At 43.6% G+C, this 13,988-nt stretch carries 11 protein-coding genes and 8 tRNA genes; 2 read left to right on the plus strand and 17 right to left on the minus strand.

The annotated features are described in order from the left end of the window. Positions 1-409 precede the first annotated feature (409 nt). From nfsA to queG, 4 genes are all read right to left on the minus strand, one after another. Complete coding sequence (gene nfsA / locus RB160_RS21485; protein WP_316572497.1) at positions 410-1,159, minus strand: oxygen-insensitive NADPH nitroreductase; 750 nt, start codon at positions 1,157-1,159, stop codon at positions 410-412. 144 nt (positions 1,160-1,303) lie between these two features. Next, a complete protein-coding gene (gene trmL, locus RB160_RS21490; protein ID WP_316572509.1) occupies positions 1,304-1,780 on the minus strand; it encodes a tRNA (uridine(34)/cytosine(34)/5-carboxymethylaminomethyluridine(34)-2'-O)-methyltransferase TrmL in 477 nt (158 codons plus the stop codon). A gap of 94 nt (positions 1,781-1,874) precedes the next feature. Continuing rightward, positions 1,875-2,762 (minus strand): amidase domain-containing protein, encoded by an 888-nt coding sequence (locus RB160_RS21495; protein WP_316572498.1) that lies wholly within the window; start codon positions 2,760-2,762, stop codon positions 1,875-1,877. 90 nt (positions 2,763-2,852) lie between these two features. Next, entirely contained in the window at positions 2,853-3,986 is a 1,134-nt protein-coding gene (gene queG / locus RB160_RS21500; protein WP_316572499.1) for a tRNA epoxyqueuosine(34) reductase QueG, read from the minus strand. 106 nt (positions 3,987-4,092) lie between these two features. Here queG and RB160_RS21505 point away from each other — a divergent pair, with 106 nt between their 5' ends. Next, positions 4,093-4,764: a B3/B4 domain-containing protein gene (locus RB160_RS21505; RefSeq protein WP_316572500.1), complete on the plus strand. Its 672-nt coding sequence runs from the start codon at positions 4,093-4,095 to the stop codon at positions 4,762-4,764. Between the two features lie 208 nt (positions 4,765-4,972). On the opposite strand, the gene RB160_RS21510 is transcribed toward RB160_RS21505, so the two are convergent. From RB160_RS21510 to RB160_RS21525, 4 genes are all read right to left on the minus strand, one after another. Further along, a tRNA-Gly gene (locus tag RB160_RS21510) sits at positions 4,973-5,043 on the minus strand. A 290-nt stretch (positions 5,044-5,333) separates the two neighbouring features. Continuing rightward, positions 5,334-5,678, minus strand: coding sequence for a hypothetical protein (locus RB160_RS21515; RefSeq protein ID WP_316572501.1), 345 nt, complete (start codon positions 5,676-5,678; stop codon positions 5,334-5,336). A 259-nt stretch (positions 5,679-5,937) separates the two neighbouring features. Next, positions 5,938-6,588 (minus strand): YdeI/OmpD-associated family protein, encoded by a 651-nt coding sequence (locus RB160_RS21520; protein ID WP_316572502.1) that lies wholly within the window; start codon positions 6,586-6,588, stop codon positions 5,938-5,940. A gap of 44 nt (positions 6,589-6,632) precedes the next feature. Continuing rightward, on the minus strand, positions 6,633-7,166 hold the full coding sequence (locus tag RB160_RS21525) for an SRPBCC family protein (RefSeq protein WP_316572503.1): 534 nt from the start codon (positions 7,164-7,166) through the stop codon (positions 6,633-6,635). Between the two features lie 110 nt (positions 7,167-7,276). Between RB160_RS21525 and RB160_RS21530 the strand changes: the two genes are divergently transcribed. Beyond that, positions 7,277-7,663 (plus strand): nuclear transport factor 2 family protein, encoded by a 387-nt coding sequence (locus RB160_RS21530; RefSeq protein ID WP_316572504.1) that lies wholly within the window; start codon positions 7,277-7,279, stop codon positions 7,661-7,663. 69 nt (positions 7,664-7,732) lie between these two features. Here RB160_RS21530 and RB160_RS21535 read toward each other — a convergent pair whose 3' ends face one another. The 9 genes from RB160_RS21535 to RB160_RS21575 form a co-directional block, all read right to left on the minus strand. Then, positions 7,733-10,858, minus strand: a complete 3,126-nt coding sequence (locus RB160_RS21535; protein ID WP_316572505.1) for a S8 family serine peptidase — start codon at positions 10,856-10,858, stop codon at positions 7,733-7,735. Between the two features lie 518 nt (positions 10,859-11,376). Continuing rightward, positions 11,377-12,795 (minus strand): short-chain fatty acid transporter, encoded by a 1,419-nt coding sequence (locus RB160_RS21540; RefSeq protein WP_316572506.1) that lies wholly within the window; start codon positions 12,793-12,795, stop codon positions 11,377-11,379. 564 nt (positions 12,796-13,359) lie between these two features. After that, a tRNA-Leu gene (locus RB160_RS21545) sits at positions 13,360-13,441 on the minus strand. A gap of 25 nt (positions 13,442-13,466) precedes the next feature. Then, positions 13,467-13,541 (minus strand) — tRNA-Cys (locus RB160_RS21550). A gap of 8 nt (positions 13,542-13,549) precedes the next feature. Further along, positions 13,550-13,624 (minus strand) — tRNA-Gly (locus RB160_RS21555). Between the two features lie 5 nt (positions 13,625-13,629). Next, positions 13,630-13,704 (minus strand) — tRNA-Gln (locus RB160_RS21560). Between the two features lie 20 nt (positions 13,705-13,724). After that, a tRNA-His gene (locus RB160_RS21565) sits at positions 13,725-13,800 on the minus strand. 15 nt (positions 13,801-13,815) lie between these two features. Further along, a tRNA-Trp gene (locus RB160_RS21570) sits at positions 13,816-13,889 on the minus strand. A 7-nt stretch (positions 13,890-13,896) separates the two neighbouring features. Continuing rightward, positions 13,897-13,981: transfer RNA gene (locus RB160_RS21575), tRNA-Tyr, on the minus strand. Positions 13,982-13,988: the final 7 nt, after the last annotated feature.

Genomic DNA, 13,988 nt, shown 5'->3' on the forward strand with positions numbered 1-13,988 from the left:
AACAGGTGAATTCGTTTCCAGAATGGCCGAGTTACGCTATAATGAATGTGTATGTCGATTCGAATTGATTTTCCAGGACAAAGGGGGCTTACATAACATGCGTCTGCTTTTAATATTGGGTGTCAGCGCTGCATTCCTCGCAGCCATCTTCACGTCCGGATACAATGATAAGCCGGGTTCGAACAGCAAATAATGGTAAAAACAAAATGCGTAAGCGCCTTGGTCAGCCCCGACAAGCATAAGACGGGGCCCGCAGGACGGGCCTGCCCTCCGGAGGGAACCGGCTTATGACCTCGAGGGGCTAGGCGCTGGAGCTGGATTACAAAAACTTGTTTCGAGTGATCCACAAGGTTCAATTTATTAATTCCTAAGCAAACAAAAAGCTGCCCTTATCGGCAGCTTTTTACTGTTACTTTAGATTCAATTTATTTTTGTTGACGAATTCCTTCATATACATCCTGCTTTTCTTTTCAAGCATGCCGGCTATTTGTCCGCTCCATGTATCGCTGCGCTTCCCGGAAGTCCGTTCCTCATAATAGGAGGCAATCTCCCTGTCGTATTGTTCAATTTCCCCCATGTAAGTCTCAAGGTCCTGTTCATAGCGATCTTCATGGTACACATGCCCAAACGGCAGACGCGGCTTCTTTCCCGGATCTTGGGCCGGATAGCCTACAGCCAGTCCGAATAGCGGAATGACACGTTCCGGTGTCGATAATAGTTTCTGCACCTCGTCCAAATTATTGCGAAGGCCGCCGATATAGCAAATTCCAAGTCCCAGCGATTCCGCCGCAACGGCTGCGTTTTGCGCTGCGAGCGCTGCATCAATGACAGCGACCATGAATTTTTCGGTGCTTTCTATGGAATCGAGTACTTCTCGGCCTTCGCTTTCGCCGATCAGGCTGTGCCTGTATAAATCAGCGCAAAAGACGAAAAAGTGACCGTTCTTTTCAACATATGCCTGGTTTCCCGCAATCTCCGAAAGCCTACGCTTCTTTTCCGGGTCCTTTACCCCAATGATTGAATACGCCTGGATAAAGCTCGATGTTGAGGCGGACTGGGCGCATTCGACTATCATTCTGATTTGTTCGTCCGATAAAGGCCTGTCCTCGAATTTCCTTATCGACCTGTGTCCAATAATAGTTGAAATTGTTTCATTCATGGCAAACACTCCCCCTGCTGCGAATAGTGGTACGAATAGGATGTAAAAAAAGAAGATTTTAAAAAAGCTGAGACGCCGTTTTGGCCGTTATTTTGCCAAAGCGTTTCAGGTGAGCCAACAGAAAGAAGGCCTGCCAGGCAGGCCCTATATCAGTCCGGGATAGTTTTGCTGCCTCAATGCTTCGTAAACGAGAATCGCCGCCGTATTTGACAGATTCAGCGAGCGGATATGCCCGTTCATCGGAATTCGCAGGCATCTATCCCGATTGGCTTCGATTACTTCCTCTGGAAGGCCCGTCGTTTCTTTTCCAAAAATAAAATAATGATCTTTTTCCGGATTGCTGAAATCGTAGTCAGAGTATGGCTTCTCTCCGAACTTCGTTATATAGTAGAATTCCCCGCCATCAGCTGCGCGGTAGAAATCGTCAAGCGAGTCGTGATAGACAAGCTTCACATGCTCCCAATAGTCGAGCCCCGCCCGTTTTAACTGTTTGTCATCCGTCGAAAAACCAAGCGGCCGGATTAAATGGAGCCAAGCCCCCGTTCCGGCGCACGTCCTTGAAATATTGCCGGTATTCGCCGGGATAAGCGGCTCGTATAACACAACATGCACTGCCAAGATGTTTCACCCCATACTTTATGTAACGAACGCCATCATCGGCGCCCGGTTTTTCCAAATTAACTTCACTCCGTTATTATACCACTCAGCCTTTTCCTTACAACCATTCGCGGCTTTCATCTAAAATCGTATAAAATTTATATTTAATTTTTGGCGTATAAGCCGAAGAATCCGTGTACTCCCAATACCGCATCCGGCTGTTGTACGTATGGGCGTTCACAAGCGGCATCCCATTCGCGTCTTTGGCAACAACGATTGTATTATGGTCGAAGCGGCCATCCCCCTGGAAGTCATAGCAAATCACATCACCTGGTATGAGCTCATCCGGACTTCCGACTTCCCTTGCTTTCAAGCCTGTTTTCGATCCTGCCAAATACCAACGCAGCGAGTTCGCGACCGCCCAGCTATAGCTATAGTTGTTGCCGCGCATCCACCACCCCTGTCCTCGGTTCGGATAGCCCCGCATCGGAGCCCCGCCAGCGTGTAGGCATTGCGAAATATAGTTTGTGCAATCAACGTCGAATTTTTTAAAAGCAGGATTATACGAATTCCACCAGCGCTCTGCATATTGGACGGCCTTCCTTCTATCATAAACATACGATAAGCGCTCTCTGGCACCCATCTCCAAAGACGCAGCATCAGCAGAAAAGGCTGCTTCAAGCTGATCCGGGACAACCTCGCTATCATCCTCAAGCATTCCCCTTTGGAAGTTTGCCTCCCTTACCTCGACTTCCTCCTCGAGGTACAAGTGTTCCTTTTGCTTAATCAGGTGCTGAAAATGGACTTCATACAAAACGGCCTGTCTTTCTCCGCTGAACTGCTGCCTAAGTATTTTTCCCCGCGCGTATGTTTTGACAATCACCGCATTCCGATCGGCGCATGCCTGGATTTTCCGTTCATCCTTTTCGTCCATAAGCCGTTCTGCCTTTTCCGCCACAAACCCGTTAATTCTTTTTTCGAGCGATGCCTGAAGCGCATCCCGCATAACCTCGCCTCCTTTCCTACCATACATATGAAACGAGGCTGGAGTTTAGTTAACAATTGGGTACAAAAAAGGACAGCGCCATGGCCATCCTCACTTTTCTATCATACTGATTCCTTTTTCTATTTCCGCAAGCACTTCCGGGTCCTTTTCGGAAGTCTTTGCTTTCTCCAAAATAAACGAAGCCTCCATGCCGCCGATTTTTCCAAGCGCCCATGCCGCGGTCCCCCTCATCACAGGGCGTGGATCCTTTTCAACAACCTCTTTCAGATCGCCCACAGCTGTTTCATCCTTAAAGTGGGCAAGCGCAAGAATGGCATTCCGTTGAATCGGCTTTTTGCCACGCCATGAACCCGCAACCTTGCCGAAACGCTCCTTAAAGTCGCGGTTGCTGATCGCCAGGATTGGCTTTAACAGCGGCTTGGCCGTCTCCGGATCGGGCTCCATTTCCGGATGGAAGTGGTAGTCCCTTCCCTTGTTTTCAGGGCACGCTGTCTGGCATGAATCACAGCCATAAATCCGGTTCCCGATTTTCTCACGGAATTCGTCCGGGATAAACCCTTTCGTCTGTGTTAAAAAGGCGATGCACCGCTGCGCATTGAGCTGCCCTCCCTGAACAAGCGCGCCTGTCGGGCAGGCGTCCAGGCATTTCGTGCATGAACCGCATTTATCCTCCATTGGCTTATCCGGCTCGAACGGAATGCTTGTGACCATCTCACCAAGATATACATAAGAACCAAATTCAGGGGTAATGATCGAACAGTTTTTCCCGCTCCAGCCGATGCCGGCCCGTTCCGCAACAGCGCGATCTGCGAGCTCGCCTGTATCGACCATCGATTTCAGCCGCGCTCCAGGCACCCTTTCGGAAAGGAACTCCTCAAGCTTGGCGAGCTTGTCCCGGAGGATATGATGGTAATCAAGCCCCCAAGATGCACGGGCAAAAATCCCGCGGCGCGCGCCTCTTTTACTTTCAACCCTAACCGACATTTTCGAAGGGTAAGCCAGCGCGATAGCAATAATCGATCGGGGCTTCTCAAGCAGTAAGGCGGGATTTGTTCGCTTTTCGATATCCGGCTCTTCAAAGCCAGACTGGTAGCCAAGCTCCTGCTGGCGGATCAGCCTGTTCTTCAGTTCATCGAACGGATCGGCTGTCGTAAAGCCGATTTTATCAATCCCAATCTCTTTGCTGTACGCGATTAGGTCTTCCTTCAACTGGCGGTAATCCATGTTCAATCCTCCTTCCGATTTGGCATTTTATATAAAAAGTCGTTAATTATAATTGCTACATCATTATATGATAAACTATTTTCAGGCAAATTTGGAGGTGTATTACTTGGAAATCGGTATTTCAAAAGAGCTTTCTGAACTCATTCCCGATTTTAAGCTCGGAATCATTGAATACAGGAACATCACGGTCGGCGAATCGCCGCAAATGGTAAAAGGAAGGCTGCAGCTTTTCCAGGAATCCATTTTCTTCGATTTGGAGGATAAGAATGTAACCGACCTCGAAGGCATAAAGGAATGGCGGTCTATTTTCAAAAAAACTGGCAAGGACCCGAACCGATACAGGCATTCCGCTGAAGCGCTCTACCGCAGGGTCCAAAAGCAAAATTACCTTTCTTCCGTGCAAAGCGCGATTGATTTGAATAATTTCTTTTCGCTCCAATACCAAGTGCCGATTGGCATATACGATACCGATATGCTTGAAGGTAACATTGAAATCAGGATTGGCGGGGCTGGCGAAGAGTACCTTGGGCTGAACGGGAGGTCGAACTCCCTTGAAAACCTGATCGTTTCGGCTGACACTAAAGGGCCATTCGGAAGCCCGTTTGTCGATTCCGATAGGGCACCTGTGACAATGGAAACCCGGAACGCCCTGCAAATCGTTTATCATCGCCCTTCCATCGCCAGTGAAGAAGCAGGGAAACTGACGAAATCACTTATGGACATGTTCATTCAAATTCACGGCGGGGAAGGTTTCTTTGAAGTAATAGGGAATAAATAATTTTCCGCTTCACAGATACTTGAAGGGAATCCTCTTGATTCCGGGTATTTATTAGGCGTTCAAGAAATACAGCGACTGCACCTGGAAGCTTGTTAAAAGCTATATCGAAGCTGGCATTCCCTATGAAAATTTATCCCGAATCCCTGCAGGAAATTAAAAAACGCAATGCCTCGTCTATACGAAACACTGCGTTAGTAAAAAAGTTAAGAGCGGGTGATGGGAATCGAACCCACGACATCAGCTTGGAAGGCTGGAGTTTTACCATTAAACTACACCCGCGTAGTAGAATCTTAGCGGATTTTGTCGAAAAAAATAAAAATGACAATACTCATATTACTCCTTGTTTACAAAAGTGTCAATAATATTTCTTAAAAATTTTTAAGGAGACTTTTAGTTTCTATTGATACTGTTACAAAGTTGAAATTAAGACAAAATCTACCCACCGAAAAAGGAGGACTTACCTCGGGAAATCTATTGTAAAAAAGTAAAAAAGTTTGCAAAAAACCCATCAGGCAGTGTAAAAGCCCTGATGGGTTATATTCTTAAATAATAAGTATTTTTACGGTGCTTTATTCGTCAAAATGATATTTCTGTACTCCATTCTTCGGGCTTCCCTTTACTGTGGCAGGGGAATTATGCATGGATCCTCCACCAACTATAAATTCTTCCCCAGACTTATCTCCCCCCCGGATAAAAACGTCTTTTAAGCCTTCAGAGGATAAATCAAAGAATGCGCCCGGCGCAACCAGTTTTCCATTACCGGTTACTTTTAAATCCTCCTCAGTTACAGCTCCAGCACCGCTTGGCTTGTTTGCAACATAGCAATAATGAGCAGAAGCAACCGCAGCCGTTGAAAAGGTAAAGACAGAAGACAGGACTAGGATACGGACTAAACTTTTACGTTTTTTAGCCATTAATAAAATCCCTCACATTCTTCTAATTTAAAGAACGATTTTGTTCTTCATTTAGAATTATAAAGGTTTCCACTGTAGAAAACAATAAAATGTTTTGCGTTTTATTTATTCTATTTATTGCTCACTCCAAATAGACTAAAAGAAAAAACCCATTGGATTGCACACTTTCCAATGGGCTACTGATGTACTTATTTTTTGGCTTTTATTTTGTAATATTAAATGGTCTCTTAAGAATAGGTAGTATGAAATTTACGTTTATTTACTTCTTTTTCTGCCGATACAAATCAACTGACTTATACCCTTGTGATAAGATTTCAACCATTTGCTCTTGTCGGTTATCACGCGTTTTCTGTTGCTTGGCGGAAAAAATGAATCGGGCCCAATCCCTTTGATAGCCTGGGGTTAACTCCTTATAAAACGCTAATTCATTGGGGTAATCAGCCAATAACCCTTCTATATCTTTTACATTTTCCTCATAATCGCCTACACATTGGCTTGCCGCTGATGACTTTTGAGCTTTCTTTTTTTCACGCTTCAGTCCCACGACAGTAAATACATCATCCATGCTGACCATCCGCGAAAACTTCAAATCACTTTTGTCCACATACCCATCCTCGCCTACTTTCATTGCTGGAAAAATTTCATCACGATGAACGTAGGTTTCATATCTTTTATTCCCTTTTTTCGGATACGCGAAAAACAAATATCCTTTTTCAAGTAATTGCAGCTCTTTGATTATTCTTTGAGTGTTTTTAACCATTTCCTCAATCGTTTCTACAAAAACGAAAATAGCATCATGGTCCCCTGTTAATTCCGTTTTATAACCATCAAACAAATCATAATCAACAGGTTGATTTAAAACAGCTAAATTTTCATACTTACCAAGATTTAATTTATTGATAATTGTCATGTTTTACTCCTTTATTTCTTTCAACTCTTAGCCTTTTAATCATATCATTTCTCCATATAACCTATAAGCAAATCTAAGTCTTTCTCACAAGCTTTTTTAAAAGTTCCAGCCATCATTTTTCCGAAAAATTTAGCGAAACCAGTAAGCCCATTTATTTCTCCGCTTAATATAATCTCTGTGTGATCATTTGAAGGTGTAAGTATGTAGGTAAACAAAAATTCTCCTGTCCCTGTTGTTCCTTTTGTTCCATCACAGCGAAGGACAATTTTATTCGGTTCTTGAAGTTCCACAACTTCGAAATGTTCAGTCGCCACCTTCCCAAACATCCTTCTTGATTCCTTCCACTGGCTCCCCACCTGCATTGGCCCATTATCCAACCGCTCTATTCCGACTAATCCTTGCATCCACTGCTGCGCAGAATCTAGGTCCAGCAAACCCTCGTACATTTTGTGTATCGATACATTAGCGGTTCTATTTACTTCAAAGCGAATGCCCAATCTAATTTCCTCCTTAATGTAAATCAAATAATCATTATCCCTTGTCATAGCAGGAATTTGTCCTACTACTACATTCAACATACAATGCTTCTTTACCTACTACTGTTCCTCGTTTGACTAAAATTTGCATATACCTTAAACTTCACTTAAATCTATTATAGGTTAATGCTTGCCATGAAAGGGTAGTTGTTATGAATAAGGAATCCAACCTCTCGCTAAAGGAAATAGCTGTGTCATTTCTACAGCTAGTCGCATCAGGAAAAGTCCGTGAAGCGTACCAGAGCTACATAGCTCCTGAATTTCGCCACCATAACCCATATTTCCGCGGGGATGCAGAATCGCTAATGATTGCAATGGAAGAAAATGCGGTTCAAAACCCCCAAAAAATACTCGAGGTCAAACTAGCCGTCCAAGAGGAAGATAAGGTCGTGGTTTACTCCCATGTAAAGCAGAAACCAAATGATCTTGGAGCGGCTGTTGTTCATATTTTTCGTTTTGAAGGCAACCATATTGTAGAACTGTGGGATGTTGGCCAACCCATTCCTGAGGATTCTCCGAATGAAAATGGGATGTTCTAGAGGATAGAAAAATTCAAAAGGCAAGCATCCCCAATATGGGTTGCTTGCCTTCTATTTTATAACCAATTTCTATTTCTTTGTATTTCCGTTGTTTCCGTTACTGCCCACTTTAACTGTGTTAGACGCTGCGTTTCCTGCATTGTCCACCGCAATGACTTCAACAGTTTGGCCGTTTTTCACTGGCTCCTCGAGTACGAAGGAAGTTTCCCCATCTACAAATGGATTTTCCGTGGCGAGTTCTCCATCAACTTTTACATACCAGTAGGCAACGCCGCTTGTTTTATCGGAAACATCTACCGTAACAGTTTTTCCGTCTTTCCCAAGTGTGGTCTTTAGCTTTGGCGTCGTGACGTCAAGCTTAACTGGTAGCGTAACGATTTGCGGTGTGGCGCCTTCATAATCCAGAGTTGCTTTTACTTGCAGGTAATACTGGCCTTCAGGAGCCCTCTTTCCGTTATGCATTGTGCCATCCCATGTCCAGTCTGAGAATAGGTAGTACATTGCTCCTCTGCCGCCGTCATAGTAATTTTTGCGCACAAATTCTTCTGATGCAATTTCTTTTACCACGTTGCCATCAGCATTCAAAACATTCAAATCGAACTTTTTGGCATTGCGGAGCAGGGATAGAATGTAAGTTGCACTATCATTTTTACCGTCACCGTTTGGCGAAATGGCAATCAAATTAGGGTTAAGGTCGCCAGATGCCTGGTCAACACCTAAATAGTCATAGCTGCTGCCGCCAACATGTGTCAGAACTCCTGTGTATCCGTAGTAGGAGTTTGGATCCCAAGCCGGGGTATCAAGGATTGGAGCCGCATTCCAGTCGCCTTTAAAGCCGACGTATGGGACAACCAAATCAGGGTTTGTATCTGTTTGGTCGGTTAACTTAACGAACCCTTCCAGCCAATAGCCGTTTGTGAAATAGGATTTTAGCGTTGCATCCCATCCACTAACATCAACAGAGACTTCAAACGTCGTTTTGCCTTGGGCAGGGACTTCGATTGAATTGACTGCCTTTCCGTTAATTGTCGCGACTGCTCCTAAATCCAGTGCACCAAATTGGTTAGGGGCTGATACAAATAAACCACCGCCTGCGCCAACTGGTCTATCAGTTTGCGCACTTGCACTGACGTCGTATGTTACGGCTTTGTCAGAGTAGTTTTCCGCGGTTAATGTAAAGGTTACTATATTGTTCTTTACTTCTTTGAGAGCAACCTTTGCATCGCCTGTTTTAGAATCAGTCACGGTTACAGGTGTTGATAACGCGGCATGAAGCTGCATTAGTCCTGCCCCTTGGCGTCGTGGTGAAACAGGTGCACCACTAAAGTCAACCGGTTTAGCGGTATTCAACAAGAATTTCTTCGCAAGCTTGGACCTATTCGCTCCTTGATAGCCGAATTCATTATCCACTCTTTCGAGAACCAATGCAGAACCACCTGACACGTGCGGCGCCGCCATTGATGTACCGCTCATAATCTGGTATTCGTTATGGTCAGCAGTAGAGTAAATTTGTCCGCCTGGTGCGGTGATTTCTGGTTTGAAATCAAGGCTCGGCGTGATACCCCAGGATGTGAATGCGCTCATCTTGCCAGCTTCACTGTTAGGGACTGTCAATTTTCCACCAGCGAAGCTTACAGTAACAGCTTTGCCAGCTTGAAGGGCAGCCGCAAAGCGATCCCCGTCCGCTTTTAACATGAACAGTTGCGGAATCGTAATCGCCGCATCAGTCGCCATATTAACGGTTCCACCAGCATTGTTGTAAATGATTACCCCAGCTGCTCCAGCTGCTTGGGCATTTTTGGCTTTGTCAACAAAACCAATGGTTCCGCGCTGAATTAATGCATACTTTCCATTCAAATCTTTTCCTTCAAGATCTGCTGGTTGCCCCAATCCTCCATAAACCAATTCAAAACTTGTTCCAACTGTCGGAGAAGTCTGGCCTGCAGATAGGAACATTACTTGTTCTGCATCTCCGCCGTCAATTGAAACATTAGCCGCATCTACATCCATGTGTGTGTTTTCATAGGACGCGACAGAGATGGAATCATTGGATACACTTGGAGAACCAACAACGCCATAGTCAGGATTTGACGCGTATGGATGGAAATAGCCATTTGCAAAGTAAGTTGAGTTACCTGCAGAAATGGACATCACCACTCCGTTGTCTACAGCGCGTGTAACAGCCTGCTGTTCAGGTGAGTTCGCATCTACGAATCCAGCAGTCGAACCAAGGCTCATATTTAAAACGTCAGCTCCAAGCTTAATTGCATCGTCAATAGCTTTAATATAAATATCGCCCCATGTAGATGCCTGCTCTTCACCAAATACACGCAAAGCAAGTAATTGCGCTTCTGGAGCAACGCCTTTAATTCCGCCGTTTGCTTCGTCACCATTGGCGGCTACAGTTCCGGCTACGTGCATTCCATGCATGCCCGTAACGGCATTGTCATCAAGGATGTCATCATTTTTATCCATGTAGTTCCAGCCATAAGGAACTTTGTCATTGTAATAGTGTCCCGGAAGGCTTGAATCAGCGATTTCGCTTTCTACCGCGTCTTTGGATAATTTTGCAGATGAAGTATCAGTCAAAAGGAAGTCTTTATGAGATGGGTCTACACCGGAGTCAATAATTCCGACAACCATGCCTTCCCCGTTGTATCCGAAATCACGCCAAGCGTTCTGGGCTTCAACAAGCTCTTTGCTGTACTTCATATCCGGCTTTTCAGCTGGAAGCGTGTACTCATTTGCGAGGTATACTTCTTTTACCTCTGGCACTTCCTTGATCTTTTCAATATCACCGTATTTTACTTTTGCACTAAACCCGTTTACGATTGCATTGAATTCCTGCTCGTATTTAATGCCGAGTTTTTTTCCGTTGATATTATCTTTTGCAGCCTTTTGCTTGTCCTTCGCAGCTTTTTCTAGCTGCTTCCGCTCAGCTTTGGCCAGTTTATCGTACTTTACGCCTTTCTTTGTTGCCGTTTCAACAGGCGCTCTCCCATCCAATTCAACAATGACACGAACCTCTTGGTCCGGGTCAATGCCTTGGTGGTCAGTCGCTGTAAGATTTGTTTTTGAAAGCGTCGGTTTATGTAAATCTAATTGCTCCGGCGTGATATTGCCTATTGCAGCAAACCCGGTGCTGCCAAATGCTAACAAAATAACAAGAAATATTGCAGTAAACCTTTTACCCATGTTCTTCCCCCTTAATGTTTTTAAAAAAGAAAATAACAGAGAATATCCTCCTTCCGCAGTATTCGACCGAAAAGATTAAATTTTCAGTATAATGATACTATACTAAATTCCTATTTTTGGTGGTAGCGTAAAAAGTCATAGGACTTAAGTAAGGGATTTTTCGAATATAGAATGTTTTTGTAGTAAAAAAGCGAATGTAGTCAAATCAATGATGTTTTTTGACTTAAAATCAGGTTTTTAAGACAAAACTTCCGAGAAAAAAGGCGGAATTTTTCGAAAAGTTTTTCGATGTCATAGGAGATTGAATTGTGGAATTAGGTATTTTGGCACGTGGTTGTAATAAAGAATTTAATGGAAAATTTATAGTGAGAAGAAAAAAAGGCTCCTTACAATGATGCAAGAAGCCTTGATACAAAAATATTCTCATTCTTTGTTATGTAATAAATTTTAATGCTGCGGGGAATTGTTCAATCAACCCACCCGACTGGTATAAAACCCGAATCGAGGTATTAAATTAATTACTGGAAGACAGGAGCAACATACGGAAGTGTTTTTGCTAAAATCCAGACTAAGAAAAGTACAACTGGAACATGAAAAATCAATTGTAATATAGAGTAACCAGCGAGGTCCTTAGCCTTGATCCCCAATACTCCCAGTAACGGTAGCATAAAGAACGGGTTGATCATGTTAGGAAGTGCTTCTGTCGCATTATATACTTGCACAATCCAAGCCATGCTAACATTTAATTCTTTCGCTGCTTCGAGCAAGTAAGGTGCTTCAACAATCCATTTTCCCCCACCTGAAGGTAGGAAGAGCCCTAGAACAGCTGAATAGATTCCTGCAATGATTGGGAAAGTATTCTCAGTCGAAATGGAAAGAAAGAAGTCTACTAATACATCGTTCAGTCCTGAATTCATTAAAATTCCGAAAATCCCTGCATATAATGGAAACTGTATAAGTACTCCGCTAATAGCAGGTACTGAGTTAGAGACTGAATTCAAAAAGTTCCTCGGTGTCCAGTGCAAAAGTAACCCAAACATTAAAAGTATAAAATTATAATTATTGAGATTTAGTGCTGCAATTGGACCTACATCAGCCATTATGTATCCAATATAAAGAAAGCCTAGAGTAACTAATAAGATCGTTAAAATTGGGCTATATTCCAACCATTCTCCCGGTCTATCACCCTTCTTCTTTTCAAGAGATTCTTTTAGGCTATAATCTAGGCCAGCCATTTCCGCAGTCTTTGCCTTGTCCTTATTAGGTGCGGACACATAAGCAAGCCAAACGGATAATACAATTAGAACAACGATCATGACAAAGTTCTGCCAAGTGAAAATCGTTTCCGACATTGAAATCGTACCACTAATTTCATACAATTCAGGAGGAATGGAAGATTTCGTTGCCATTAATAATGCTGCTGATGAGGAAAGCCCTAATGCCCAAATACTTCCAAGCCCTAAGAATCCTGCTGCTGCCATGGCACGATAGTCGACACCTTTGACTCGATTACTAATTTCTTTAATCAGGATGCCACTAAACACTAAGCTAAATCCCCAACTAATTAGTGATGTAACTAAGGCAAAGAATGCTACAAAAGCTACAGCTACCTTCGGGGATTTAGGGATTGTCGCCATCCTAGCAATGAGCTTATGAACTGGCTTTGAAGAAGCCACTACGTAGCCTGTAATAATAATAAAAGCCATTTGCATTGTAAAAGGAATCAAATCCCAATAGTGTTTTCCAAAATCAACCCCAACCTCGACAGGTGTCCTTCCCATTAATAATGCAATTATTGCAACGATCACAACTGCAACTGCCGCAAAAATATACGCATCTGGAAACCACTTCTCACTCCAATTAGCTAACGAAATACCCATGCGTTCAAGTCTACCTGATTGTTCTTCTTGTTTCCTAATTTTCTTTTCTAATTCCAATATAAGTACACACCTTTCTAATTATTATTCAATTAATATTAATTATTGAGTATGAAATTTTGTTCTTAATAATTTGAATATTAAAACTTTATTACTACCATCTTACATTACAACTACTTAAAGTCAATTAGAAAAACTCGAGCCTTGCAAAAAAATGTCGTAAAATTTGTCACCTTTTTTCTTGTTTTGACATGTCCCGAAAAAAATAGGTATGACATCCCTTAATTTGTGCAATTTGTGGGTCACCACACCAAACAAAAATCCAGAAATATTGCTTCGATTTGTATCATATTAAAAATATATAAAAAAGCTCAAGAACATTGACGTACCAACGTTCTTGAGCCACTATTACGGTTATTACTTAACCCAAAACATTCAAAGATACCAGTGATCGGGGTCGAACAGACACTCCTTACGCCGTCTATTACAAGCCAAAATAATAACGCATATTACAGTGTTATAGTTCCCTCCGCGTACGATTTTTGGTTGCTGAATCGTGCCGCATAAACGAAAAAACGCCGTTCTACATCACATGTAGAACAGCGTTTTTTCAACGTTTTCAGATACCGGTGGCCGGGGTCGAACCGGCACTCCTTTCGGAACACGATTTTGAGTCGTGCGCGTCTGCCAATTCCGCCACACCGGCATAATAATAAGAATTGGACTTTATATGGAGGCGGCAACCGGATTCGAACCGGTGAATAAAGGTTTTGCAGACCTTTGCCTTACCACTTGGCTATGCCGCCGATATTTATGGAGCGGAAGACGGGATTCGAACCCGCGACCCCCACCTTGGCAAGGTGGTGTTCTACCACTGAACTACTTCCGCATAAATGGCTGGGCTAGCAGGATTCGAACCTACGAGTGACGGAGTCAAAGTCCGTTGCCTTACCGCTTGGCTATAGCCCAATATTAATATTTAACATAAATGGGGCGATCGAGGGGAATCGAACCCCCGAGTGCCAGAGCCACAATCTGGTGCGTTAACCACTTCGCCACGACCGCCATTATTGGGAAAATTGGCAGGGGTAGTAGGAATCGAACCCACACCAAAGGTTTTGGAGACCTTCGTTCTACCTTTAAACTATACCCCTGTATAAATGGTGGTGGGGGACGGATTCGAACCGCCGAACCCTGAGGGAGCGGATTTACAGTCCGCCGCGTTTAGCCACTTCGCTACCCCACCGAAAAAA

The sequence above is a fragment of the Neobacillus sp. YIM B06451 genome (assembly GCF_032667185.1).
Lineage (GTDB): Bacteria > Bacillota > Bacilli > Bacillales > Cytobacillaceae > Bacillus_D.

Coding starts and splice junctions, on each gene's coding strand:
- queG (WP_316572499.1), bottom strand. CDS start 3,986: ATGGATTACCGCCAGTTGAAGGAAGACCTAATCGCGTACAGCAAAGAG.
- RB160_RS21525 (WP_316572503.1), bottom strand. CDS start 7,166: ATGTTGAATGTAGTAGTAGGACAAATTCCTGCTATGACAAGGGATAAT.
- RB160_RS21530 (WP_316572504.1), top strand. CDS start 7,277: ATGAATAAGGAATCCAACCTCTCGCTAAAGGAAATAGCTGTGTCATTT.
- RB160_RS21520 (WP_316572502.1), bottom strand. CDS start 6,588: ATGACAATTATCAATAAATTAAATCTTGGTAAGTATGAAAATTTAGCT.
- RB160_RS21515 (WP_316572501.1), bottom strand. CDS start 5,678: ATGGCTAAAAAACGTAAAAGTTTAGTCCGTATCCTAGTCCTGTCTTCT.
- RB160_RS21535 (WP_316572505.1), bottom strand. CDS start 10,858: ATGGGTAAAAGGTTTACTGCAATATTTCTTGTTATTTTGTTAGCATTT.
- RB160_RS21495 (WP_316572498.1), bottom strand. CDS start 2,762: ATGCGGGATGCGCTTCAGGCATCGCTCGAAAAAAGAATTAACGGGTTT.
- nfsA (WP_316572497.1), bottom strand. CDS start 1,159: ATGAATGAAACAATTTCAACTATTATTGGACACAGGTCGATAAGGAAA.